The 23,713-nt window shown below is 73.4% G+C and carries 23 protein-coding genes; 12 read left to right on the top strand and 11 right to left on the bottom strand.

Annotation, left to right across the window (positions count from 1 at the left end; translation table 11 throughout):
* Positions 1–48: 48 nt before the first annotated feature.
* Positions 49–1,392: a 6-phospho-beta-glucosidase gene (locus ACGF1Z_RS05285; RefSeq protein WP_393000057.1), complete on the bottom strand. Its 1,344-nt coding sequence runs from the start codon at positions 1,390–1,392 to the stop codon at positions 49–51.
* Between the two features lie 17 nt (positions 1,393–1,409).
* On the opposite strand from ACGF1Z_RS05285, the gene ACGF1Z_RS05280 reads away from it, so the two are divergent.
* The 4 genes from ACGF1Z_RS05280 to ACGF1Z_RS05265 all read left to right on the top strand — a co-directional run bounded on the left by ACGF1Z_RS05280 (position 1,410) and on the right by ACGF1Z_RS05265 (position 3,843).
* Positions 1,410–1,802 carry a VOC family protein gene (locus ACGF1Z_RS05280; RefSeq protein WP_393000055.1) on the top strand — a complete coding sequence of 131 codons (393 nt, stop codon included), beginning with the start codon at positions 1,410–1,412 and terminating at the stop codon, positions 1,800–1,802.
* Positions 1,803–1,934: 132 nt separating this feature from the next.
* Complete coding sequence (locus tag ACGF1Z_RS05275; RefSeq protein ID WP_393000053.1) at positions 1,935–2,561, top strand: DUF4352 domain-containing protein; 627 nt, start codon at positions 1,935–1,937, stop codon at positions 2,559–2,561.
* 198 nt (positions 2,562–2,759) lie between these two features.
* Complete coding sequence (locus tag ACGF1Z_RS05270; protein WP_393000051.1) at positions 2,760–3,353, top strand: GNAT family N-acetyltransferase; 594 nt, start codon at positions 2,760–2,762, stop codon at positions 3,351–3,353.
* A 49-nt stretch (positions 3,354–3,402) separates the two neighbouring features.
* Positions 3,403–3,843, top strand: a complete 441-nt coding sequence (locus ACGF1Z_RS05265) for a YchJ family protein (RefSeq protein ID WP_393000049.1) — start codon at positions 3,403–3,405, stop codon at positions 3,841–3,843.
* Between the two features lie 84 nt (positions 3,844–3,927).
* Here the strand turns inward: ACGF1Z_RS05265 and ACGF1Z_RS05260 are convergent, their stop codons facing one another.
* The 3 genes from ACGF1Z_RS05260 to ACGF1Z_RS05250 form a co-directional block, all read right to left on the bottom strand.
* Positions 3,928–6,021: an MDR family MFS transporter gene (locus ACGF1Z_RS05260; RefSeq protein ID WP_393000047.1), complete on the bottom strand. Its 2,094-nt coding sequence runs from the start codon at positions 6,019–6,021 to the stop codon at positions 3,928–3,930.
* A gap of 120 nt (positions 6,022–6,141) precedes the next feature.
* A complete protein-coding gene (locus ACGF1Z_RS05255; protein WP_393000045.1) occupies positions 6,142–6,399 on the bottom strand; it encodes a hypothetical protein in 258 nt (85 codons plus the stop codon).
* Positions 6,400–6,990: 591 nt separating this feature from the next.
* The gene (locus ACGF1Z_RS05250) at positions 6,991–8,049 is read right to left on the bottom strand and encodes an ATP-dependent DNA ligase (RefSeq protein ID WP_393000043.1); all 1,059 of its coding nucleotides are present in this window, start codon (positions 8,047–8,049) and stop codon (positions 6,991–6,993) included.
* Positions 8,050–8,115: 66 nt separating this feature from the next.
* On the opposite strand from ACGF1Z_RS05250, the gene ligD reads away from it, so the two are divergent.
* Positions 8,116–9,132 carry a non-homologous end-joining DNA ligase gene (ligD, locus tag ACGF1Z_RS05245; protein WP_393000041.1) on the top strand — a complete coding sequence of 339 codons (1,017 nt, stop codon included), beginning with the start codon at positions 8,116–8,118 and terminating at the stop codon, positions 9,130–9,132.
* A 178-nt stretch (positions 9,133–9,310) separates the two neighbouring features.
* Here ligD and ACGF1Z_RS05240 read toward each other — a convergent pair whose 3' ends face one another.
* Positions 9,311–10,060, bottom strand: coding sequence for an IclR family transcriptional regulator (locus tag ACGF1Z_RS05240; RefSeq protein ID WP_393000039.1), 750 nt, complete (start codon positions 10,058–10,060; stop codon positions 9,311–9,313).
* Positions 10,061–10,410: 350 nt separating this feature from the next.
* Here ACGF1Z_RS05240 and ACGF1Z_RS05235 point away from each other — a divergent pair, with 350 nt between their 5' ends.
* Positions 10,411–10,677, top strand: coding sequence for a WhiB family transcriptional regulator (locus ACGF1Z_RS05235; protein ID WP_393000037.1), 267 nt, complete (start codon positions 10,411–10,413; stop codon positions 10,675–10,677).
* A 22-nt stretch (positions 10,678–10,699) separates the two neighbouring features.
* Here ACGF1Z_RS05235 and ACGF1Z_RS05230 read toward each other — a convergent pair whose 3' ends face one another.
* The 4 genes from ACGF1Z_RS05230 to ACGF1Z_RS05215 form a co-directional block, all read right to left on the bottom strand.
* Positions 10,700–11,674 (bottom strand): acyl-ACP desaturase, encoded by a 975-nt coding sequence (locus ACGF1Z_RS05230; protein ID WP_393000035.1) that lies wholly within the window; start codon positions 11,672–11,674, stop codon positions 10,700–10,702.
* A 539-nt stretch (positions 11,675–12,213) separates the two neighbouring features.
* The gene (locus ACGF1Z_RS05225; protein WP_393000033.1) at positions 12,214–13,881 is read right to left on the bottom strand and encodes an ABC-F family ATP-binding cassette domain-containing protein; all 1,668 of its coding nucleotides are present in this window, start codon (positions 13,879–13,881) and stop codon (positions 12,214–12,216) included.
* A 318-nt stretch (positions 13,882–14,199) separates the two neighbouring features.
* Positions 14,200–14,616 carry an SsgA family sporulation/cell division regulator gene (locus tag ACGF1Z_RS05220; RefSeq protein WP_393000031.1) on the bottom strand — a complete coding sequence of 139 codons (417 nt, stop codon included), beginning with the start codon at positions 14,614–14,616 and terminating at the stop codon, positions 14,200–14,202.
* A gap of 137 nt (positions 14,617–14,753) precedes the next feature.
* Positions 14,754–15,218 (bottom strand): (4Fe-4S)-binding protein, encoded by a 465-nt coding sequence (locus ACGF1Z_RS05215; RefSeq protein ID WP_393000029.1) that lies wholly within the window; start codon positions 15,216–15,218, stop codon positions 14,754–14,756.
* A gap of 75 nt (positions 15,219–15,293) precedes the next feature.
* Here ACGF1Z_RS05215 and ACGF1Z_RS05210 point away from each other — a divergent pair, with 75 nt between their 5' ends.
* A complete protein-coding gene (locus ACGF1Z_RS05210) occupies positions 15,294–16,400 on the top strand; it encodes a WD40/YVTN/BNR-like repeat-containing protein (RefSeq protein WP_393000027.1) in 1,107 nt (368 codons plus the stop codon).
* Between the two features lie 367 nt (positions 16,401–16,767).
* On the opposite strand, the gene ACGF1Z_RS05205 is transcribed toward ACGF1Z_RS05210, so the two are convergent.
* A complete protein-coding gene (locus tag ACGF1Z_RS05205) occupies positions 16,768–17,067 on the bottom strand; it encodes a YciI family protein (RefSeq protein ID WP_393000025.1) in 300 nt (99 codons plus the stop codon).
* A gap of 76 nt (positions 17,068–17,143) precedes the next feature.
* Here ACGF1Z_RS05205 and ACGF1Z_RS05200 point away from each other — a divergent pair, with 76 nt between their 5' ends.
* Positions 17,144–17,845, top strand: coding sequence for an endonuclease V (locus ACGF1Z_RS05200; RefSeq protein ID WP_393000023.1), 702 nt, complete (start codon positions 17,144–17,146; stop codon positions 17,843–17,845).
* A 65-nt stretch (positions 17,846–17,910) separates the two neighbouring features.
* The gene (locus ACGF1Z_RS05195; protein WP_393000021.1) at positions 17,911–18,330 is read left to right on the top strand and encodes a VOC family protein; all 420 of its coding nucleotides are present in this window, start codon (positions 17,911–17,913) and stop codon (positions 18,328–18,330) included.
* 241 nt (positions 18,331–18,571) lie between these two features.
* Here the strand turns inward: ACGF1Z_RS05195 and ACGF1Z_RS05190 are convergent, their stop codons facing one another.
* Positions 18,572–19,759, bottom strand: a complete 1,188-nt coding sequence (locus ACGF1Z_RS05190) for a saccharopine dehydrogenase family protein (RefSeq protein WP_393000019.1) — start codon at positions 19,757–19,759, stop codon at positions 18,572–18,574.
* Between the two features lie 221 nt (positions 19,760–19,980).
* On the opposite strand from ACGF1Z_RS05190, the gene ACGF1Z_RS05185 reads away from it, so the two are divergent.
* From ACGF1Z_RS05185 to ACGF1Z_RS05175, 3 genes are all read left to right on the top strand, one after another.
* Positions 19,981–21,135 carry a CaiB/BaiF CoA transferase family protein gene (locus ACGF1Z_RS05185; protein WP_393000017.1) on the top strand — a complete coding sequence of 385 codons (1,155 nt, stop codon included), beginning with the start codon at positions 19,981–19,983 and terminating at the stop codon, positions 21,133–21,135.
* On the top strand, positions 21,132–22,274 hold the full coding sequence (locus ACGF1Z_RS05180; RefSeq protein ID WP_393000015.1) for an acyl-CoA dehydrogenase family protein: 1,143 nt from the start codon (positions 21,132–21,134) through the stop codon (positions 22,272–22,274). Before ACGF1Z_RS05185 ends, ACGF1Z_RS05180 begins: the two co-directional genes overlap by 4 nt.
* 212 nt (positions 22,275–22,486) lie before the next feature.
* Positions 22,487–23,710 carry an acetyl-CoA C-acetyltransferase gene (locus tag ACGF1Z_RS05175; protein ID WP_393000013.1) on the top strand — a complete coding sequence of 408 codons (1,224 nt, stop codon included), beginning with the start codon at positions 22,487–22,489 and terminating at the stop codon, positions 23,708–23,710.
* The last annotated feature ends 3 nt before the right edge of the window (positions 23,711–23,713 follow it).

The raw sequence follows: 23,713 nt of genomic DNA, 5'->3' as shown, positions 1-23,713 counted from the left end.
CCTAGGCCGCGCCCCCGACGTCGTAAAGATGTTCGTCAGCCGTCCATCTCAGGGACGCAGGTAGGCCAGTCCCGCGTGCTCGGCGGTGTAGCCGTCGACCAGCCGGCGGGCCACCGTGACCGAGTCGACCAGCGGATGGAGCGCGAAGGCCTTGACCGCCGTCGTCCGTGAACCGCTCTCCGCCGCGGCCAGCACCTCGCGCTCGACGGCCTTCACCGCCGTCACCAGGCCCACGGCGTGATACGGCAGCGGCCGCACCGACACCGGATGCGCGCCGGCCGCGTCCACGAAGCACGGCACCTCGATCACCGCGTCCGCGTCGAGCACCGAAAGGGTGTGACCGTTGCGGACGTTGAGGATCAGGGTGGCCCGCTCGTTGCGTGCGATCGCCCGCATCAGGGCCAGCGCCACCTTCTCGTAGCCCCCCGACTCCAGGTCCGCCTCGTCGCGCTCGCCGACCCCGGCCGCCTCCCGGTTGTGCGCCATGTAGGTCGCCTCCCGGTCGGCGAGCACCCGGTGCCAGGTGTCCAGCGGAGGCGTCCCCGGCTTCCCCATCTCCGCGTAGAAGCCCGCCTGTTGGTCCAGGAGATAGGCGCCGCGGGTCTTCTCCGCCTCGCGATAGGCGCGGACCGCCTCACGGTTGAAGTAGTAGTAGTGCAGGTACTCGTTGGGGACCGCGCCCAGTGAGCGCAGCCACTCCGTCCCGAAGAGCCTGCCCTCCTCGAACGAGCCGAGCAGCGCATCGTCCTCGAAGAGGCGCGGCAGTATGTCACGTCCGCCGACCCGCAACCCCCGCAGCCAGCCCAGGTGGTTGAGGCCCACGTAGTCGATCCACGCCCCGTCCGGGTCGGCGCCGAGCACCCGCGCGACCCGCCGGCCGAGGCCCACCGGGGAGTCGCAGATGCCGATCACCCGGTCGCCGAGGATCCGCGACATCGCCTCGGTGACCATGCCGGCCGGGTTGGTGAAGTTGATGACCCAGGCGTCCGGGGCGAGTTCCGCGATCCGCCGGGCGATGTGCGTCACCACCGGCAGGGTCCGCAGTCCGTACGCGATCCCGCCGGCGCCCACCGTCTCCTGCCCGAGCACGCCCTCGGCCAGCGCGATCCGCTCGTCGGCGGCCCGGCCCGCGAGCCCGCCCACCCGGATGGCGGAGAAGACGAAGTCCGCGCCGCGCAGCGCGTCGTCGAGATCCGTGGTCGCGCTCACCACCGGCGCGTCGGGCACCCCGGCGGCCTGCTCGGCCAGCACCCGGGCGATCGACGACAGCCGCCCCGCGTCCAGGTCGTGCAGGGTGACCTGGGTGACCCGTCCCTCGGCGTGGTCGCCGAGGAGAGCGCCGTACACCAGCGGCACCCGGAATCCGCCGCCTCCGAGAATCGTCAGTTTCATGCCCGTACGCTACTCGGATGCACGTACTGAGCAGCCGGATCCTGCTCCGCCCGGCCGACCCCGAACGCTCCCGGCGCTTCTACGGCGAGACCCTCGGCCTCGCCGTCTACCGCGAGTTCGGCACCGGCCCCGACCGCGGCACCGTCTACTTCCTCGGCGGCGGCTTCCTCGAACTCTCGGGCCGCTCCGCCGCCGCACGGCCGGAGCCCGAAGTCCGTCTCTGGCTCCAGGTCGCCGACGTGCGCGCGGCGCGCGAGGAGCTCCGGGGCAAGGACGTGACGGTGCTGCGCGAGCCCGTCACCGAGCCGTGGGGGCTGGTCGAGATGTGGCTCGCGGACCCGGACGGACACAGGATCGTCGTCGTGGAGGTCCCGGCGGACCACCCCCTGCGGAGCCGGCCGACCATCTGACCCGCGCCCCGCTTCCCGGCCGCCCGGCCGCCCGCACCGTCCCGCCGTGCTCTCCCGGGTGCGTGTCCTACGCTGTGACCTCGTGGCAGCCCGTGACGAGGGCCTGCGCCCACCGGAGTGGAGATCATGGACATGCGTGTGCGACGGGCCGTCGAAGCCGTGACCGCGGGGGCGTTCGCCGCGCTCCTCGCGGCCTGTGGTCCGGCCCCCGACTCCGCCGACGGGACGGCGCCCCGGGCGACGTCCTCGGCGAGCCCGTCGGCGGCGAGCCCGTCGGCGGCGCCGTCCGAGGCGCCGTCGCCCTCCTCCGAGGCGCCGCGGGTCGCGGAGCTGCGGATCGGCGAGACCGGCCGCTTCGAGGACCGGGAGCCGAACGCCGGCGCGGGTTCCGCCGCGCGGACGACCTTCGAGGTGAAGGCCGTCGGCGCGCGGTACGCGACACCGGCCGAGGTCGGGACGTCGAAGCGGCCCACGTCCGGCCGCTACCTCGTCCTCACCCTCAGCCTGAAGAACGTCGGCGCCGCGGCGGGCACGTTCGCCAGCCCCGGCAGGATGACCTGGGAGAACGAGGGGACGGCCGCGCAGAAGGCCACGACGGCGCTGTCCGCCGGCGGCCCGAAGCTCGACACGACCTACCGGCCCGGTCAGTCCGTCACGGGAGCGCTCGTCCTGGAGGTCGGCGGCAGGGGCGGCCTCGTGAGCTACTTCGCCGGAAAGAGCGAGGTGCCGGCGTTCGTGGTGTCGCTGCCCTCGTCCTGAACGATCGGGCGGCCCGTCGCGGTGCGGACGGCGTACGCCCGGGCCTGGTGCCTGCGGGCGTACGCCCGGCGCGGTGCCGATGGCACGCGCCCCCGAACGGTGTCGAAGGATGGCGCTCGGCGCGTTGCCGACGCCGAGTGCGTCTGCAGGGGGACCCCGCCGCACGGTTCAAGATCGTTTACGGGCAGAATGTTCCGTATGGCGACGACGAACATGCCCGAAGCGGCCGTGATCGACGACGCCCGGGAGATCAGCGGCACGCTGGCCCGGGCCTTCGACGACGACCCGATGATGCGCTGGTTCTTTCCTGAGGACGCCTCGCGGGAGGCGACCCTGCAGCGCTACTTCTCCACGCTCTTCACCCGGCAGTACCTCCACAACGGCGTCTGCGAACGCACCGAGGCCGCGGCCGCCTTCTGGGTGCCGGCCGAGGCGCAGGAGAAGGCCGTGCCCGACGACGAGACCATCCGGCAGCTCGTGGACATCCTCGGCGACCGCGCCGGACTCTTCCGCGAGGCCGTCGAGACCGCGGCCGTGCACACCCCCCAGGACCCCCACTGGTCCCTGGCCCTGATCGGCGCCGACCCCGCCGCCCAGGGCACCGGTCAGGGCTCCGCCCTCCTCCGCTCGGGCCTCGCCAAGGCCGACGCGGCGGGCCTGCCCACCTACCTGGAGTCCTCGAAGGCCGCCAACCTCCCGGTCTACGAACACTTCGGCTTCACCGTCCGCGAGGAGTTCGCGCTGCCCGGCGGCGGCCCGGTGCTGTGGGGGATGTGGCGCGAGGCCCGCTGACCGCGCACCTCGCGCGGGCGGGCGGCGGCCGGCACGCGACAATGGACCCATGTCCCGACGCAAGACCCGCCCCGCCCGTCCCGCCGCCCCCACAACGGCCGTGACGGACACCTCGCCCTGCCCCTGCGGACTGGAGGCCCCTTACGGCGCCTGTTGCGGCCGTTTCCACGCCGGACCCGCCACCGCGCCCACCGCCGCGCTCCTCATGCGCTCGCGCTACAGCGCCTTCGTCGTCCGCGACGCGGCCTACCTCCTGCGCACCTGGGCCCCGCAGATGCGGCCCGCGGACGTCGACTTCGACCCGGGCATGCGGTGGGTGGGCCTGTCCGTCGAGGAGACGGGTGACGGCACGGCCTTCCACCAGCAGGGCACGGTCACCTTCCGGGCCGGCTTCACGCACGACGGGGTCCCGGGGGAGCTGCACGAGCGCAGCCGGTTCGCGCGGCACGAGGGGGCGTGGGTGTACGTGGACGGGGACTTCCTGGACTGAGGCCGGGACTTCGCGGGCTGGGGCCGGGGCTTCCCGGGCTGGGGCCGGGGCCTCCCCGGTGCTGGTTGAGGGCGGGATCCCGTGTCACCGTGTCGCCGCGCCCACCGGCTCCCGGCCAGCCCGCGGCAGGCCCTGGGCCAGGTCCTCGGCGATCAGCTTCTTCGCGATGGCGTCGGTCGCCGCCCGCAGTTCCGGACCGCTGGGGCGGCCGCGCTCCCTCTCGACCTGGGTGCTCAGCCAGTCGCCCCACGCCTTGGTGATGACGTCCGCCTCCCGCCGGCCGGCCCGGGTGTGGGAGAGCAGGTTGCCGTCGCGGGTGAGGAAGCCCTCGTCGACCATCCGGTCGAAGACGGGGAGCAGTACCTCCGGCGGCACCCGGCGGCCGGCCGAGATCAGCCCCAGGCTGGCGTGTCCGACGAGCCGGGTGAACAGTTCCACCTGCATGACCGCCCAGGCGCCCGCCGGGTCGAGCCGCGTGTCCGAGCCGGTCACGATCCGTCGCGCGGTGTCGTAGTCCGTCCGCCGGATGATGCGGCCGACGGAGAGTTCGAGGAGCTTGGCCGAGTCGCCGCTGGTGGTGGGCGAGGCGAACCCCTCACCCATGTCGGGGGCGGAGGCGCGGGCGGTGTCGCGCAGGGGGACCTGCTTGAGGAAGAGCGCGACGACGAAGCCGACGGCCGCCACCGGCACGGTCCACAGGAAGACGGTGTGCAGGGTGTCCGCGTACGCCTGCACGATCGGCTCGGCCGCCGGCGCCGGCAGCCCGTGCACGCCCGCCGGGCTCTGCGCGGCGGTCGCGACGTCCGCCGGGTTCAGACCGAGGCTCGCGGCGCGTGCGGACGCCTCCCCGACGCCCTCCGCGAGGTTCGGCCTGAGCGAGTTGGCGTAGATGGTGCCGAAGACGGCCGTGCCGAAGGAGCTGCCGAGGGTACGGAAGAAGGTGACGCCCGAGGTGGCGGTGCCCAGGTCCGCGTAGTCGACGGTGTTCTGCACGGCGATCGTGAGGACCTGCATGCACAGGCCGATGCCGACGCCGAGCACGAACATGTACAGCGACGCCGCCCAGGTACCGGTCCGCGGGTCCATGAGGGAGAGCAGGTAGAGCCCGAGGCCCATCACGAGGCAGCCGGCGATGGGGAAGATCCGGTAGTGGCCGGTCTTGCTGACGACGTTGCCGCTGAAGATGGACGCGATGAGCAGGCCGACGACCATGGGCAGGGTGCGGATGCCGGAGATCGTCGCCGAGTCCCCGTCGACGTACTGGAGATACGTCGGCAGGAAGGTCATCGCACCGAGCATCGCGAAACCGACCACGAAGCTGAGGACCGAGCAGACGGTGAAGACCGGATTGCGGAACAGGCGCATGGGCAGCATGGGTTCGGCAGCCCGGGTCTCCGCCCAGCAGAAGAGGCCGAGCGCGAGCAGGCCGCCGACGAAGAGCCCGATGATGACGCCCGAGCCCCACGCGTACTCGTTCCCGCCCCAACTCGTCGCCAGGATGAGGGCGCTGGAGCCGACGGCGACAAGTGCGATGCCCAGGTAGTCGATGACCGGGCGGGCGACCGAGCGGACGGACGGGATGGTGCGGGCGGCCGCGATGACGACCAGGATCGCGATGGGGACGTTGACGTAGAACGCCCAGCGCCAGCTCAGGTGGTCGGTGAACAGGCCGCCCAGGAGCGGACCGATGACCGTCGAGACGCCGAACACCGCGCCGATCGCGCCCTGGTACTTGCCCCGTTCGCGCAGCGGGATGACATCGGCGATGAGCGCCATGGAGGTGACCATGAGGCCGCCGGCGCCGATTCCCTGGAGACCGCGCCAGACGATCAGCAGCGTCATGTTGGTGGCGAGGCCGCACAGGAAGGAGCCGGTGATGAAGATGATCGCCGACACCTGGAAGATCACCTTGCGGCCGAACAGGTCGCCGAACTTGCCGACCAGGACGGTGGCGACCGTCTCCGCCAGCAGGTATGACGTGACCACCCAGGACATGTGGGCGGCGCCGCCGAGGTCCGCGACGATCGTCGGCAGCGCGGTGCCCACGATCGTCTGGTCCAGTGCGGCCAGGAGCACGCCGAGCATGATCGTGCCGAAGACGATGTTGCGGCGTCGGCTGTCGAGCACCGGAGGCTCGGCGGCGGGGGGCGCGGGCGCTGCTTCGCTGGTGGTCGTCACTCTCGCAGCGTCACACCGGCGGCCCTGTCCCGCATGCGGGGTACACCCGAACCGGTGCGGCGCCGGGGGCGTACGCCGAACGGCCGAAAAGCGTCTTCTCCGCGCGTCCCCCGAGAGTCCCTAGAACCCCGGGCGCACCGGCAGCTTCGGGTGGTGCTTGGCCAGGATCTTGTTCGCCCGGGCGAGTGCGGACAACGCGTGCTCCCGGTCGGCGCGGTCCTCGGGGCACAGCGGGCCGCGGAAGCGGTACACCTCGCGCGCGGCGCAGTCGGCGTCGACCTCGGCCTGGAGCACGTGCAGCGGCAGGCAGGCCCCGATCAGCGCGGCGACGCGGTCGGGGATCGGCACGGGGACGAGGGGCGCGGGCGAGGTGATCACGGTCGGTCCTTGTGGGTCTCTGGGGTGGCGGAGGGTTTCTCCACGTCTCCATACGTACCGGATCCGGGTGCCGGTTCGACGACGGCTCCGTCACCGCCGGGCAACACATGCGCGGCGCCCTCGCCGCGACGGACGCGAGGGTCCGCCCACCCGCGTCGCGTTCCCGCAGGTGTACCGGGGTGCGCGCATCCGATCGTTCGTCAGTTCACCGAACGCCAGCGCGGGAAGGGGCGGTTGTGGCCACCGCAGGTGTGGGGCATCTCACGTCGGTCCCGAGGCTTAACGATCTTCGAAGGGCCTCGATGGATCTTCGCGGCACCCGAATCGACGTGTGAGGCCGCCCGGCCCGTCGGCCCGTCGGCTCGTCGGCCCGTCGGGCGGCGGGGCGACCGGGGGCCGAGGCCTGTCGGATCGCCGAACCCGTCGTAGCTCCTGGAAGCTAACCCGCCGCAGACCCCGAGAGCTTCGAAGTCCCGTGGCCGCCGGGGCTACGGGGGCTACGGGGCATGGGGCCTCCCCGGCCATGAGGGGCGCCGGCCCCGTCCCCTGCGCGCCGCCCCCACCTCTCGCGTCCTCCGAGCCCTTCGCGCCTTACCTCAGGATCTCGCCGAGATCGTACGAGACCGGCTCCTCCAGCTGCTCGTACCCGCACGAATCGGGTGTGCGGTCGGGTCGCCAGCGCTTGAACTGGGCCGTGTGCCGGAAGCGGTCGCCCTCCATGTGGTCGTACCCGACCTCGCAGACCCGCTCCGGGCGCAGGGCCACCCAGGAGAGGTCCTTCTTGCCCGACCAGCGGCTCGGCGCGCCGGGCAGCCGGGCGGACTCGTGCGCCGACTCGTCCGACCAGGCCGCCCACGGGTGCCCGTCCGGCGGGTCCATGCGCAGCGGTTCGAGCTCCTCGACGAGCTCGGCGCGCCGCTTCGCCGTGAAGGCGGCGCACACGCCGACGTGCTGGAGGGCCCCCCGGGCGTCGTGGAGACCGAGCAGCAGCGAGCCGACCACCGGGCCGCTCTTGTGGAAGCGATATCCGGCCACGACGACATCGGCGGTGCGCTCGTGCTTGATCTTGTACATGAGACGTTCGTCCGGGCGGTAGGGCAGGTCGAGCGGCTTCGCGATCACCCCGTCGAGACCGGCCCCCTCGTACTGCTCGAACCAGCGCGCGGCCAGCGCCGGGTCCGTCGTCGCGGGAGCGAGGTGGACCGGACTGTCGACACCGGCGAGCGCGTTCTCCAGGACGGCGCGGCGCTCGCCGAGCGGGGTGTCGAGGAACGACTCGTCGCCGAGGGCGAGCAGGTCGAAGGCGATGAAGCGGGACGGCGTCGCCTCCGCCAGCATCCGCACCCGCGACGCGGCCGGGTGAATGCGCTCGGTGAGCCGGTCGAAGTCCAGCCGCCCGTCGTGCTCGATCACGATCTCGCCGTCGACGACACAGCGCTCGGGCAGCCTGGCGAGCAACGCCTCGACGAGCTCGGGGAAGTAGCGGCTCAGCGGCTTGCCCGTACGACTGCCGATGAAGAGCTCCTGGCCGTCCCGGTGCACGAGAGCGCGGAAGCCGTCCCACTTCGCCTCGTACTGCATGCCCGGCGGGATCTTCTTGACGGCCTTCGCCAGCATCGGTTTCACGGGGGGCATCACCGGCAGGTCCATGCGGTGAGTCTAGAGAGGATTCACCCCGATATGCGCACTATGGGTGCCCGGCCTAGGCTGACCGCCATGGCAGGCAAGGCGGCAGCGGTGGAGCTCGAGGTCGGCGAACGGACCGTGCGCGTGTCCAATCCGGACAAGGTGTACTTCCCGGAGACCGGCTACACGAAGCTCGACATGGTCAGCTACTACCTGGCCGTCGGTGACGGCATCACCCGGGCGCTGCGGGACCGGCCCACCACCCTGGAGCGGTACCCCGAGGGCGTGACGGGCGAGTCCTTCTTCCAGAAGCGCGCCCCGAAGTACCTGCCGGACTGGATCCCGACGGCCCACATCACCTTCCCCAGCGGGCGCTCGGCCGACGAGATGTGCCCGACGGAGCCGGCCGCCGTCGTGTGGGCGGCCAATCTGGGGGCCGTCACCTTCCATCCCTGGCCGGTCCGCCGCGAGGACACGGACCACCCCGACGAACTGCGCCTCGACCTCGACCCCCAGCCCGGGACCGACTACGCCGACGCGGTGCGCGCGGCCCACGAGCTGCGGGCGGTCCTCGACGAGCACGGCTTGCGCGGCTGGCCCAAGACCTCCGGCGGGCGCGGGCTCCACGTCTTCGTGCCGATCCTGCCGAACTGGACGTTCACCCAGGTCAGGCGGGCCGCCATCGCCTGCGGCCGGGAACTGGAGCGGCGGATGCCGGACCAGGTCACGATCAGGTGGTGGAAGGAGGAGCGGGGCGAGCGCATCTTCGTGGACTACAACCAGACCGCGCGCGACCGCACCATCGCCTCGGCCTACTCCGTCCGGCCCCGCCCGCACGCCCCGGTCTCGGCGCCGCTGCGCTGGGAGGAGGTCGACGACGCGGTGCCGCGGGACTTCGACATCCGCACGATGCCGGCGCGGTACGCCGAACTCGGCGACGTGCACGCGGACATGGACGACGAGCGCTTCAGCCTGGAGTCCCTGCTCGAACTGGCGCGCCGCGACGAGGCGGAGCACGGCCTGGGTGACCTGCCCTATCCGCCGGAGTACCCGAAGATGCCGGGCGAGCCCAAGCGGGTGCAGCCGAGCAGGGCGAAGAAGGAGTAGCGGGGCAGGCAAGCGGCCGGGCGGGGTGGGCGCGCGGGCGTGGCCCGGCAGGGGGCTGTCCGCACGATCGTGCGGACAGTCGCCGTGCGGGCAGCCGCGGCGCCCCCGGGCGCCCGACGTACGGGCCACGTCCCGCCTCCGGGCGCGGTGGCCGGCGCCGTCAGGTCTCCGGGATTCGTCACGCCTCCGGGGGCCTTCGCTCCTCCGGCGGGAGGAGCAGGACCTCCAGGGCCCGCGCACAGGCCCGCGCCTGCGCCAGGAACCAGCCGAGACGGGCGTCCGGGACCGCCGAGGGGGCGGCCCGCAGCCCGAGCGCGAACCGCGCATGGCCGTCGCGCCCCAGGACCGGCACGGCGAGCGTCCGTACCCCGAGCTCCGCCGCGCCGTCGTCGAGGACGTACCCCTGCTCCCGCACCCGGGCCGACCCGCCGCCGGGCGTGGCCGCCCCGCCCCCGTGAGCGTGCTCCCGCCCGTGCTCCTGCCACGCGAGCAGCACCCTTCCGAGCGCCGACGCGTGGAGCGGGCGCCGCAGGCCCGTCCTAGGGGTGACCGGGCCGCCCGCCACGATCACCGCGTACGGGCCGCTTTGCAGCGCCAGGTCGGCGGTGGTGCCGGTCCGCGCGGCCAGGTCGCGCAGCTCGGGGGCGGCGAGGTGCAGTCTGCGCTGGTGGTAGGAGAGCCGGCCGAGCTCCGTGACCGCCGGACCCAGCCGGTAGCGGGCGGTGCCGGCGTCCTGCTCCAGGAACCCGGCGGCGAGCAGCGTCTTGGCCAGGCGGTGCGCGGTCGACGTCGAGAGACCGAGTCGCCGTGCGAGGTCCGAGGCGCTCAGATCGGGCCCGTTGTCATGGAAGGAGTGCAGCACGTCCAGGGCCCGCCGGACGGCCTGCGCCCCGGCCGGACCGGCCATCGTGCCGGTCTCGGTGGTCATGGTGTCCCGCCCCCGTCGCTGCTCGCCCACTGCCCGCCGTCGATCCCCGTGACCGGTCTTCCGCGAACGGTCTGCGCTGACCGGTCTCCGCGACCGTCACCGGTCCTCCCGGCGATCTTGTCCGTCTGCCCCCACGCTGCCACATGGAAGGAACAGAACGGATGGGCTCAGGAGGGCGGAAACACGCCGTTCACGATCACGCCGCCAGGCGGTGCCCAAGGGGGACGAAGGGGCAGGTCGGCGCAGGACGGCGGGAGAACGGCGGGCCGAAACGCGCTCGCCGGTGCTCGGCGCGCCGCGTTGATCGGACGTTGATGGCGCGTTTAGGCCACCGGACCAGTGTGGTCTCCATGCAGACCGACACGATGCCCTCCGCCCCGTACAGCCTCCTGGACGCCGACCTCTCCTGGCAGGAAAACGCCCTCTGCGCCCAGACGGGACCGGAGTTCTTCTTCCCGGCGCCCGGCTCCTCGACCCGCGAGGCGAAGCTGCTGTGCGGAGCGTGCGAGGGGCGCGTCGCGTGCCTGGAGTACGCGCTCGCCCATGACGAGCGCTTCGGGGTGTGGGGCGGCCTCTCGGAGAAGGAGCGGATCAGGCTCAAGCGCCGCCAGGGCTGATCCGCTCCGAGCTCCTGCGGGGTCAGCCGGCCGCCCGGGACGCCATCCGGGCCTTGCGCGCCGCGAGCCGCTCGTCGAACTTCGACGCCTCGGAGTCCAGGCCGTTCATGTACAGCCCCAGCTCCTCCTGGGCCTTCAGGCCCTCCGGGCCCAGGCCGTCGATCTGGAGGACCTTGAGGAAGCGCAGGACGGGCTCCAGCACGTCGTCGTGGTGGATCCGCAGGTTGTAGATCTCGCCGATCGCCATCTGGGCCGCCGCGCGCTCGAAGCCGGGCATGCCGTGGCCGGGCATCCGGAAGTTGACGACGACGTCCCGCACGGCCTCCATGGTGAGGTCGGGGGCGAGCTCGAAGGCCGCGCCCAGCAGGTTGCGGTAGAAGATCATGTGCAGGTTCTCGTCCAGCGCGATGCGCCCGAGCATCCGGTCGCAGACCGGGTCACCGGACTGGTGGCCGGTGTTGCGGTGCGAGATGCGGGTGGCGAGCTCCTGGAAGGCCACGTACGCGATCGAGTGGAGCATCGAGTGCCGGTTGTCGGACTCGAACCCCTCGCTCATGTGTGCCATGCGGAAACGTTCCAGCTCATCCGGGTCCACCGCCCGCGAGGCCAGCAGGTAGTCGCGCATCACGATGCCGTGCCGGCCCTCCTCCGCGGTCCAGCGGTGCACCCAGGTGCCCCAGGCGCCCTCGCGGCCGAAGAGGGTGGCGATCTCGTGGTGGTAGCTCGGGAGGTTGTCCTCGGTGAGCAGGTTGACCACGAGCGCGATCCGGCCGATGTCGGTGACCTTGGACTGCGAGCGGTCCCAGGCCTCGCCGTCCTCGAAGAAGCCGGGGAAGTTACGGGCGTCCGACCACGGCACGTACTCGTGCGGCATCCAGTCCTTGGTGACCTTGAGGTGCCGGTTGAGCTCCTTCTCCACCACCTCCTCCAACGCGAACAGGAGGCGCGCATCGGTCCACCCGGCGGAACTGGCGAGGTGGGGAGAAGTGAGCGTCACGGGAACTCCTGGGGACGGAGAAGGGCATTCGGAACTACCTACGAATCCGTAGGTTACGAGACCGTAGGTTAAGGCCCCGTAAGAGGACCGGCCAAGCCCCCCTCGGTGATGTCCGATTACGTTCTGTTATGCACCCTGCTCCCGTGACCCGAAGGAGATCCAGGTCACGCGTATGTTCCCGTCGGGTCGGCAACCCGCCCGGTGTCCGGCCGACTACGCAGAGCAGGCGACCGGCGCGCCCACCGCGGGGTGGTCGCCTCCCGTGGTCAAGGAGCGCCACGCCTCCCGTGGTCGGGGGGCGCCACGCTGCCCGTGGTCGGCCGGCGCCACGCTGCCCGTGGTCGGGGGGCGCCCGCCTCGTCATCGAGGAGTTCCGCGCCCCCGTCGTCGTGGAGCACCGCGTCGGCCGGTGCGCCGAGGCCGTCTGGGCCGCAGTACCGCGGTTGCGGACGCGGCGGTCTCGGCGCACGGTGACGCCCGGGACGCGGGTACCGCGCCGGACGCACGCCGGCGGCGGTACGCGGCCCCGGGCGCGGGCCCTACTCCGTGCGGGCTCCCGCCCCCGGTGTCCGTACCTCCAGCTCCTCCCGTACGGCCTCGGCCGTCGTCGGGCGCAGCCCGCCGTCGAGCCGCAGCCAGCGGGTGATCCCGAGCGACTCCAGGAACGGAACGTCGTGGCTGGCCACGACCAGCGCGCCCTCGTAGGCCGCGAGCGCGGCCGTCAGGCTCCGTACCGACGCCAGGTCCAGATTGTTGGTCGGTTCGTCGAGCATCAGCAGCTTCGGGGCCGGCTCGGCGAGCAGCAGCGCCGCCAGCGTCGCGCGGAACCGCTCACCGCCCGACAGGGTCCCGGCCGGCCGGTCGGCCCGGGCGCCCCGGAAGAGGAACCGGGCGAGCCTCGCCCGGATCTCGTTGGCGGTGGCCTGCGGCGCGAACCGTGCCACGTTCTGCACCACGGTCAGCTCGTCGTCGAGGACGTCAAGCCGCTGCGGCAGGAACCGCAGCGGAACGTGGACGACCGCCTCGCCCGCGACCGGGTCGAGCTCGCCCGCGATCGTCCGCAGCAGCGTCGTCTTCCCGGCACCGTTCCGGCCGACCAGCGCCACCCGCTCGGGGCCCCGCAGCTCGAACTCCCCCTCGACCCGGGCCCCGTGCGGCAGCTCCAGCTCGCGCAGCAGCAGCACGCCGCGCCCCGGGTGGACCGTCGTGCGCGGCAGCTCCACCCGGATCTCGTCGTCGTCCCGCACCGCCTCCACGGCCGCGTCGAGCCGCGAGCGCGCCTCGGCCAGCCGGTCCGCGTGCAGGGCGCGGTGCTTGCCCGCCGAGACCTCGGCCTGCGCCTTGCGGGTGTTGGCGACGATCTTCGGCGCCACCCGGTTCTCGACGCTCTTCTGGGCGTACCGCTTGCGGCGCGCCAACTTCTGCTGAGCTTCGGTCAGTTCGCGCTTCTGGCGCTGGACGTCGGCCTCGGCGACCCGCACCATCCGCTCGGCGGTGTCCTGTTCGGCCGCGAGTGCCGCCTGGTAGTCCGACCAGGCGCCCCCGTACCAGGCGACCTCGCCGTCCCGTAGATCGGCGATCTGGTCGACCCGCTCCAGGAGTTCGCGGTCGTGGCTCACCACGACGAGCACCCCCGACCAGGCGTCCACCGCCTCGTACAGGCGGCGCCGGGCGACCAGGTCGAGGTTGTTGGTCGGTTCGTCGAGCAGCAGCACGTCCGGCCTGGCGAGGAGCAGGGCGGCCAGCCGCAGCAGCACGGTCTCGCCGCCGGAGATCTCGCCGATCGTGCGGTCGAGGCCGATGCGCCCGAGACCCAGCTGGTCGAGCACCGCCAGCGCACGCTCCTCCACGTCCCAGGCGTCGCCGACGGTCGTGAAGTGTTCCGCGGCGGTGTCGCCCGCCTCGATGGCGTGCAGTGCGGCGCGCGTCGCGTCGATGCCGAGGACGCGGTCGACGCGCAGCCCGGTGTCCAGCACCAGGTTCTGCGGGAGGTAGCCGACCTCGCCGGCGACGCGGACCGTGCCCTCCGCCGGGGAGAGCTCGCCGGCGATCAGCTTGAGCAGTGTCGACTTGCCCGAGCCGTTGAGACCGACGAGCCCGGTCCTGCCGGGTCCGACGGCCAGCCGGAAGTCGTCGAACACGCCGGTGCCGTCCGGCCAGGAGAAGGAGAGGGACGTACAGGTGATGAAGGATGGGCGGGTCGCCATGCGGGCCTCCCGGTTGCGAAGCGTGATGGTGGGCATCGCGTGAGACACCGGGGCGCGGGCGGGCCGGGGAACGGAGCAGCGCTCGTACGCCGAGGTCGAGGACGGCACACGCGGCGGCGGGGCGGCACGCGCGGCACGGTGTCTCGAAACCTCAGACGAGCAACGGCCTTCTCCGATCGGGCGACAACTGGGCCGAAGAAGACGTTACGAGCGGGCGGCGGAGGACGGCAAACGATTTACGGCGGGGGAGCGGCGGCCCGGGCCGGGCCGGGCCGCGGCGACGCGTACCGGCCCGGGCCGGTACGGCGAGCGCCGGACCTACGGCAGCTCCTCCAGGAGCTGCGCCAGGTCGTGGTCCCAGTCCACGTACTCGTGCTCGAGTCCGCGCGGCACCAGGTGCTGCGAGCGCTCCAGGAAGCTGCGCAGCTCCGACGTGCGGATGTGCACCATGGCGACGCCCTCGGGGGCGTGGAACTCGACCACCGTGCGGTCGTAGCCGTACGGCCGCACGCGGACGTCCCCGACCCCGGCCGGTCCCTCCACGCCCTGCACGAGCAGGTCGCGGGCGAAGGCCCAGGACACCTCGACGCCCTCCAGGGTCGCCGGCGGCGGGAAGGCCATGCTGACGGCGTAGGGGTCCTCCCGGTCGTAGCGCAGCGTGGCGGCGACGGACTCGATCCGTGGCGCGGACGCGACCATACGGGCCTGCACGGCCTGCTCGATGACGGTGGACATGACCAGCCTCCTGTCGCGCGGCTTCGTTCTCCTGGCATCCCCCTGACACAGGGAGAGACGAACGAAAGGGCTCTGACGTGCACTGGAAGGTGACGTGAGCTGTGTCACCACGGCCGGACGAGGCCGGTTTCCCGTGGTCAGCGCTCCTCGGCGGGGTCGAAGTCGCCGCCCGCGCACGGGCCTGAGTGGTCGCAGTACGGCTGGTTGCCGGACGCCCCGCACCCGCACAGCACGGCCCGGACCTCGTGCCGCTCGACCGTGCCTGACCGCACGCGGAGATCCCCGCGCATCACGAGCCGCCCGTCGGGCATGCGGCGGACGGTGGTGGGCACGTCGGGGGGCTCGGCGGTGCCGTCCGCCGGGCGGGAGCGCAGGGCGCCGGAGGGACAGCGGCCGACCACCTCGGCGACCAGCCCCGGGGACGCCTGGTCGGGCTGCACCCAGGGACGTCTGCCCAGGTCGAAGACGCTCGGCAGGCCGTGGACGCACTCGGCCGCGTGCAGGCAGCGGCGGGGCTCGAAGGTCACGGTGATGCCTTCGCCGTCGTACTCCTTGAGCCTCGGCGGTTCGTCCGGGACGGGGTCGGTGGTGGGGTCCGTCATGCGTCCCAGCCTAGGAAGGGGGCGGGGGGTACGCACTCTGGACGGGATCTTCGCGGTGGACTAGCTTCCGGCGCCATGACGTCCATGGGGAAGACGAGACGAATGACGGCGGCGGGACTGGCCGGGGCGGCGCTCGCCATGGCCCTGACGGTCCCTGCCGTGGCCGACGGGGGCACGGCGGGGGACCGGGCGGCGGCGCGGGCGGCGGAGAACGGCTGGCAGCTCACGCCGACCGGCACGGAAGCCCGCTTCCGGGGGCTGGCCGCGGTGAACCGGTCCGTCGCCTGGGCCGCCGGTTCCCAGGGGACGGTGCTGCGGACCACCGACGGCGGCAGGAACTGGCGAAACGTCTCGCCGGCCGGGGCGGGGGAGCTGGAGTTCCGCGACGTGGAGGCCTTCGACGCCCGGCGGGCCGTCGTCCTCGCGATCGGTGAGGGCGAGGCCTCCCGGGTGTTCCGCACCGAGGACGGCGGGGAGACCTGGACGGAGTCCTTCCGCAACACCGACCCGCGCGCCTTCTACGACTGCATGACCTTCTTCGACCACCGGCACGGGCTCGCGATGAGCGACCCGGTCGACGGCAGGTACCGCATCCTGTCCACCCGAGACGGAGGCCGGTCCTGGACCGTCCTGCCCGACGCCGGAATGCCGACCGCACTGCCGGGAGAGGCGGGCTTCGCGGCGAGCGGCCAGTGCCTGGTGTCGTCCGGGCCGAAGGACGTGTGGCTCGCGACCGGGGGCGGCGCGACCGGCCGGGTGCTCCACTCCGCCGACCGCGGCCTCACCTGGACCGCCACCGAGACCACCGTCCCGGCGGGCGAGGGCGCCAAGGGCGTCTTCGGACTCGCCTTCCGCGACCGCCGGCACGGCATCGCGGTCGGCGGCGACTACCGCAAGGACCAGCCCTCGCCGCAGGCCGCCGCCGTCACCCGGGACGGAGCCCGCTCCTGGACGGCGTCCGCCACCCCGCCGCCCGCCTACCGCTCGGGCGTCGCCTGGCTCCCGCACACCAAGGCCGCCGCGCTCGCCGTCGGCCCCACGGGCACGGACCTCACCACGGACGGGGGCCGCACCTGGCGCACCGTCGACACCGGCTCGTACGACACGGTCGACTGCACCGCCGACGGCGCGTGCTGGGCCTCGGGCGAGAAGGGCCGCGTCGCGCGGGCGCTGCTGCGGTAGGGGCTGCCCCTCCGGAGTGGGCCGCGAGCGCGGGAGATCCGAGAGACGGGCGGGCAGTCGGCGGAGTGGCCGGCCGGGCAACCGGCCGGCCGCGCACGGCACGGGCGTGGGGGTCGGCGGACGTCGTCGGCGGGCCCTCCGCTGCGCACCGCCGCGAGCGGGCCTCCGCCCTTCGCCGCCGCGCCGACGACCCTTCCGCGGCCGGCCGGCCGGCCGGGCTGGCAGGTAGGTCCGGCCGTCCGGTAGGGGCGAAAGCTCGCAGGGCCGAACGTGCAGGGCCGAACGTGCTGGCGGGGCTGGGCCGAACGTGCCGGGTCGCCGCCGTGCCGGGCCCCGGCGGTGAGCCCGACCGGGCCCCCGGGTGCGGTCAGACGGGCAACTCGTCCCGGAACGGGGCGAGTCCGTCCACCGTCTTGGTGGCGTGGAACTCCACGATCCGATACGCGCACACGCCCTCGACGCTGAACGGATCCGTCGCCACGATCCGTTCGATCTCGGTCCTGCCGACCCCGCCGGCCAGGATCACCCCGCCGTCCCGCGGGTCCTTCCGCCCGGACGCCAGGAACACCCCGGCGGCGTACTGCCCCTCCAGCCACGTGACATGCGCGGGCAGCAGCGCGTCCACCCGCTCGACGGGCGCGGTGTAGGTCAACTCCAGTACGAACATGATCGCCAGGCTACCCGCCGCCCGCCGTGGCCCGTCCGGTCCTCCCCGTGACGCCCGCCGCGTAGGGTGCCCCACCATGACGATCATCGAGATTCCCCGGGGTTGGCCCGGCGACGAGGCCGCGGCACTCGCCGTACAGGAGGAGCTGCGGGGGCGGTTGGAGCTGGGGGAGGAGGGCCCGGGCGTCGGGGAGGGCCGGCTGACGGGGGTCGACGTGGCGTACGACGACGAGCGTGACCTCGTGGCCGCCGCGGCCGTGGTGCTGGACGGGCGGACGCTCGAGGTCGTGGAGGAGGCGACGGCCGTCGGCCGTGTGTCGTTCCCCTACGTGCCCGGGCTGTTGGCCTTCCGGGAGGTGCCGACCGTGCTCGCCGCGCTCGGGCGGCTCTCCGCCGATCCCGGCCTGCTGGTCTGCGACGGCTACGGGCTCGCCCATCCGCGCCGGTTCGGGCTGGCGAGCCACCTCGGGGTGCTCACGGGACTGCCGTCCATCGGCGTCGCCAAGAATCCCTTCGCCTTCACGTACGAGCAACCAGGCGATCTGCGGGGGGAGTTCAGCGACCTCGTCGCCGACGGCGAAGTCGTCGGGCGGGCGTTGCGGACCCGGGACGGGGTGAAGCCGGTGTTCGTGTCCGTCGGGCACCGCGTCTCCCTGGAGCGGGCCTGCGCGCAGACCCTGCACCTCAGCCCGCGGTTCCGGCTCCCGGAGACCACGCGGCACGCCGACTCGCTGTGCCGGCGGGCTCTGCGGGAGGCTCTGAGCACGGGGACCGGGTGACACCCGGGGCGTCTGAGTACCCGTACGGATACCCGGGTGCGTGCGCCGGAGGCAGAGTGTCCCGCATGACTTCCCCCGGCATGATCACCCCTGGTTCCGCCGCCCCCGGCCCGATCGGCACCCTGCAGTGCGTCGTCCTCGACTGTCCCGACGCCCTCGAACTCGCCGAGTTCTACCAGCGGTTGCTCGGCGGCGAGATCAACCGACCGCATCCTCAGTGGGCGGTCGTCGACGCGTGGGCCACCCTGCACGACGCCTGCGGGGGCCCGGTGCTCGCCTTCCAGGGCGTGGCCGACCACCGTCCGCCGGTCTGGGGTGCGCCCGAGCAGCAGTTCCTCATCGACGTCCGGGTCGCCGACCTCGACGCCGCGGACGACGCCGTGACCGCGCTCGGGGCCCAGCGGCTCGACTCGGGGGCGGGGGACCGGTCCTGGCGCATCTACGCCGACCCCGCCGGCCACCCCTTCCGCCTGGTCCGGCACTGACCCTCACCGTCGGCCCGCTCCAGTGCGGGACATAGGGGGCGAGCCCTCCACCCGGCGCCGGTCCCCTCCGCCCGGCGGCCGTACCACCCGGCCGGCCTCCGCGAAACCGCCGGGCCGTGCCGCCCGGCAGGACCGTGCCACCCCGCCGGGTCCGGTCGTGCCACCCCGCCGGATCTGGCGGTGCCGCCCTGCCGGGCCGTGCCCCCCAGGCCCCGCCCCACCAGGCGGCGCCGCCCCGGGCTCAGCCCGCGTGCGCCACGCGGAAGCGCAGTCCGGCTGCTCGCAGGCGGTCGAGGAGGGCGTCGCCCATCGCGACCGCCGTCGTGACCTGGCCGGAGGTCTTCGGGAGGTCGTCGAGGGCGAGGCAGAGCGCCGACTCGGCGAGCATCTTCGCGGTCTCGTCGTAGCCCGGGTCGCCGCCCGAGACCTCGGTGAAGACGCGGCGTCCGCCGCCTTCGCCGACGAAACGGACGGAGAACCAGCTGCGGGCCCGTCGCTCGGCGCTCGGGCCCTGGCCCGGTGCGTAACGGTCCATCAGCCAGCGCCGGACGGAGGGGATCTGGGCGGCCAGGACGCCCGAGCCCACCGCGGCCGAGCCGCCCAGCGCCATGGGGAGGGTCTTGACCGAGGCGTAGTGGCGGTAGCGGAAGTCGGGGCCGTAGCGGTCGAGCGCGCGGGCGGAGCGCGCCACCACCTGGGGGTCGAGCGTGGGCAGCGGCAGCGCCCAGGTGCCGGTCTCGCGGCTGAAGCGCGGGCCGCCGAGCGGCGCGCGGGCCCGGCGGGTCACCAACCGGGGCTCGTGCAGGCGCCGTTCGTGCGCGGCCCGCAGGATCTCCCGGCCGCGCCCGAACGCCGTCAGCGCCGACGCGAAGGTGCCGCCGGAGAAGATCGCGCCGGCCCGGACGAAGCCGTCGACGCGGAGCGGGACGCCCTCCGGCAGCTGCTGGACGGTGAAATAGACGCCCAGATCGTGCGGGACGGAGTCGAAGCCGCAGGCGTGCACGAGCCGGGCGCCGGTCTCCCGGGCGCGGGCGTCGTGGCGCACGTACATCCGGTCGACGAACTCGGCCTCGCCGGTGAGGTCCAGATAGTCCGTGCCGGCCTCGGCGCAGGCGGCGACCAGCTCCTCCCCGTACCAGACGTAGGGGCCGACCGTGCTGGCGACCACCCGCGTGGAGTCGGCGAGTTCGCGCAGCGCCTCGGGGTCGGTGGAGTCGGCCACCAGGATCGGCAGCCCGGCGCAGTGCGGCCAGCGCTCGGCCAGGCGTTCGCGCAGCGCCGTGAGCTTCCCGCGGCTGCGTCCGGCGAGGGCCCAGCGGCAGCCCGACGGGGCGTGCTCGGCCAGGTACTCCGCGGTGAGCTCGCCCACGAACCCGGTCGCTCCGAAGAGAACGACGTCGTACGGCCGTGCGGCCGCCCCTGTGTCCATCCAGCCCCTCGCCTTCGCCCGCGCCGTCCCCCGGCGCGCATGTCGTCGGCGGACTCTAGCGGACGGCGCCCCGCTCGGGGACCGGGTGGTACCCGCGGTAATTTCCAAGCGCTTGCTCGGCTCGGGGGCTTGTGCGGAGTGGAACACGTTCCTAGCATCTCCGGTGTTACATCATCACTGTCACACCCATGCAGTCTTCTCGCGCACCCCTGGGGGCCACGATGACGACACCCCGACCGTCCCGCGGCGGCGGCCCGCTGTCCGGCGTACGCGTGGTCGAACTCGCCGGCATCGGCCCCGGCCCCTTCGCCGCCATGCTCCTCGCCGACCTCGGCGCCGACGTCGTCCGCGTCGACAGGCCCGGCGGCCCGGGCCTCGGCATCGACCCCGCCCACGACCTCACCAACCGCAACAAGCGCTCCGTCCTCGTCGACCTCAAGGCCGAGGGCGGCGCGGACACCGTGCTCGACCTGGTCGAGCGGGCCGACGTCCTCGTCGAGGGCTATCGGCCCGGGGTCGCCGAGCGCCTCGGCGTCGGGCCCGGGGCCTGCCTCGCCCGCAACCCGCGGCTCGTCTACGGCCGGATGACCGGCTGGGGCCAGGACGGCCCGCTCGCCCCCACCGCCGGGCACGACATCGGCTACATCGCCGTCACCGGCACCCTCGGCATGATCGGCCCCGACCCGGACGGCCCGCCGACCGTGCCCGTGAACCTCGTCGGCGACTACGCCGGCGGTTCGCTCTACCTCGTCATCGGCGTCCTCGCCGCCCTCCGGCACGCCCGCGAGCACGGCGAGGGCCAGGTCGTGGACGCGGCGATCGTCGACGGCACCGCCCACCTCGCGACCATGATCCACGGCATGCTCGCGGCCGGAGGCTGGCAGGACCGGCGCGGCGTCAACCTGCTCGACGGCGGCTGCCCCTTCTACGGCACCTACGCGACCTCCGACGGCGGCTACATGGCCGTCGGCGCCCTGGAGCAGCAGTTCTACGACGAGTTCACCCGCCTCCTCGGCATCGAGGACGTCGCCCCCGCCCGCCGCGACCTCGCCCGCTGGCCGGAACTGCGCACAGCCGTCGCCGAGCGCTTCCGCACCCGTACCCGGGAGGAGTGGACCGAGGTCTTCGCCGGCAGCGACGCCTGCGTGGCCCCCGTCCTCTCGCTGCGCGAGGCCCCCGGCCACCCGCACCTCGCCGCCCGCGGCACCTTCGTCGAGCACGCCGGCCTCGTCCAGCCCGCGCCCGCGCCCCGCTTCTCCGCCACCCCGGGCGCGGTCCGCACCGGGCCCGCGCTGCCCGGCGCCGACACCGACGAGGTCGCCCGCGACTGGGCCGTACCCGCTCTGAACCCGAAGCCCGAGGAGCCCTCCGCATGAAGCGCCAGCTCTACACCGCCGACCACGAGGCCTTCCGCGAGGTGGTGCGCACCTTCCTCGCCAAGGAGGTGCTGCCGCACTACGCGCAGTGGGAGAAGGACGGCATCGTCTCCCGCGAGGTCTGGCGGGCCGCGGGCCGGCAGGGCCTGCTCGGCCTCGCCGTCGACGAGGAGTACGGCGGCGGCGGAAACCCCGACTTCCGTTACAGCGCCGTCCTCGCCGAGGAGTTCACCCGGGCCGGCACCCCCGGCCTCGCCATCGGCCTGCACAACGACATCATCGGCCCCTACCTGACCTCGCTCGGCACCGAGGAGCAGAAGCGGCGCTGGCTGCCGGGCTTCTGCAGCGGCGAGATCGTCACCGCCATCGCGATGACGGAACCCGGCGCGGGCTCCGACCTCCAGGCCATCCGCACCACCGCCGAGGACCACGGCGACCACTGGATCCTGAACGGCTCCAAGACCTTCATCTCCAACGGCATCCTCGCCGACCTCGTGGTCGTCGTCGCCCGGACGACCCCCGAGGGCGGGGCCCGCGGCCTCTCCCTCCTCGTCGTGGAACGCGGCGCGGAGGGCTTCGAGCGCGGCCGCAACCTCGACAAGATCGGCCAGAAGTCCCAGGACACCGCCGAACTCTTCTTCCACGACGTCCGCGTCCCCAAGGAGAACCTGCTCGGCGAGCTCAACGGCGCCTTCGTCCACCTGATGACCAATCTCGCCCAGGAGCGGCTCGCCATCGCCGTCGCCGCCATCGCCGGCGCCGAACACCTCCTGGAGCTCACCACCACGTACGTGAAGGAGCGCGAGGCCTTCGGCCGCCCGCTCGCCCGGCTCCAGCACATCCGCTTCGAGATCGCCGAGATGGCCACCGAGTGCGCGGTCACCCGCACCTTCCTCGACCGGTGCGTCGAGGAGCACGCCGCGGGCGGCCTGGACGCCGTCCACGCCTCCATGGCCAAGTGGTGGTCCACCGAACTGCAGAAGCGGGTGGCCGACCGCTGTCTGCAACTTCACGGCGGATACGGCTACATGAGCGAATTCCCGGTCGCCAGGGCCTTCACCGACGGCCGGATCCAGACCATCTACGGCGGGACCACGGAGATCATGAAGGAGATCATCGGCCGCTCCCTGCTCGCCTGATCCGGCACCCGCCCGGTCCGGCACCCGCCCGGTCCGGCACCCGCTCGGTCCGGCACCCGCCCGGTCCGGCACCCGCTCGGTCCGGCACCCGCCCGCTCCGGCACCCGCCCGGTCCCGTGTCCGCCCGGACCCGGAACCCCGGCCCCGCGCCGGACCCACCCCGACTTCCGCGCCCGACCCTCGCGCCTGACCCTCATGCGAAAGGCAACACCGTGACCACCGAAGCCTACGTCTACGACGCGATCCGCACCCCGCGCGGCCGCGGCAAGGCCAACGGAGCTCTGCACGGCACCAAGCCGATCGACCTCGTCGTCGGCCTCATCCACGAGATCCGCTCCCGTTTCCCCGGCCTCGACCCGGCCGCCATCGACGACATCGTCCTCGGCGTCGTCGGCCCCGTCGGCGACCAGGGCTCCGACATCGCCCGGATCGCCGCCATCGCCGCGGGCCTGCCCGACACCGTCGCCGGCCTCCAGGAGAACCGCTTCTGCGCCTCCGGCCTCGAAGCCGTCAACCTCGCCGCCGCCAAGGTCCGCTCCGGCTGGGAGGACCTCGTCCTCGCCGGCGGCGTCGAGTCCATGTCCCGCGTGCCCATGGCCTCCGACGGCGGCGCCTGGTTCGCCGACCCGATGACCAACATCGCCACCAACTTCGTCCCCCAGGGCATCGGCGCCGACCTCATCGCCACCATCGAGGGCTTCACCCGCCGCGACGTCGACGAGTACGCCGCCCTCTCCCAGGAGCGCGCCGCCGCGGCCTGGAAGGACGGGCGCTTCGACCGCTCGGTCGTCCCCGTCAGGGACCGGGCCGGCCTCACCGTCCTCGACCACGACGAGTACATGCGCCCCGGCACCACCGCCGACTCCCTCGCCCGGCTCAAGCCCTCCTTCGCCGACATCGGCGAGCTCGGCGGCTTCGACGCGGTCGCGCTGCAGAAGTACCACTGGATCGAGGAGATCGACCACGTCCACCACGCCGGCAACTCCTCCGGCATCGTCGACGGCGCCTCCCTCGTGGCCATCGGCTCCCGTGAGGTCGGCGAGCGCCACGGCCTGACCCCGCGCGCCCGCATCGTCGGCGCCGCCGTCTCCGGCTCCGAGCCGACCATCATGCTGACCGGCCCCGCCCCGGCCGCCCGCAAGGCGCTCGCCAAGGCCGGGCTCACGATCGACGACATCGACCTGATCGAGATCAACGAGGCCTTCGCCGCCGTCGTCCTCCGCTTCGTCAAGGACATGGGCGTCTCCCTCGACAAGGTCAACGTCAACGGCGGCGCCATCGCGCTCGGCCACCCGCTCGGCGCCACCGGCGCCATCATCCTCGGCACCCTCGTCGACGAGCTGGAGCGTCAGGACAAGCGCTACGGCCTCGCCACCCTCTGCGTCGGCGGTGGCATGGGCATCGCCACCATCGTCGAGCGCGTCGAGCGCTTCTGACCG

Source organism: Streptomyces sp. NPDC048018, assembly GCF_043202995.1.
Classification (GTDB): Bacteria; Actinomycetota; Actinomycetes; order Streptomycetales; family Streptomycetaceae; genus Streptomyces.
The sequence above is the reverse complement of the archived record's forward strand: the minus strand, read 5'-3'. Positions and strand labels throughout refer to the sequence as shown.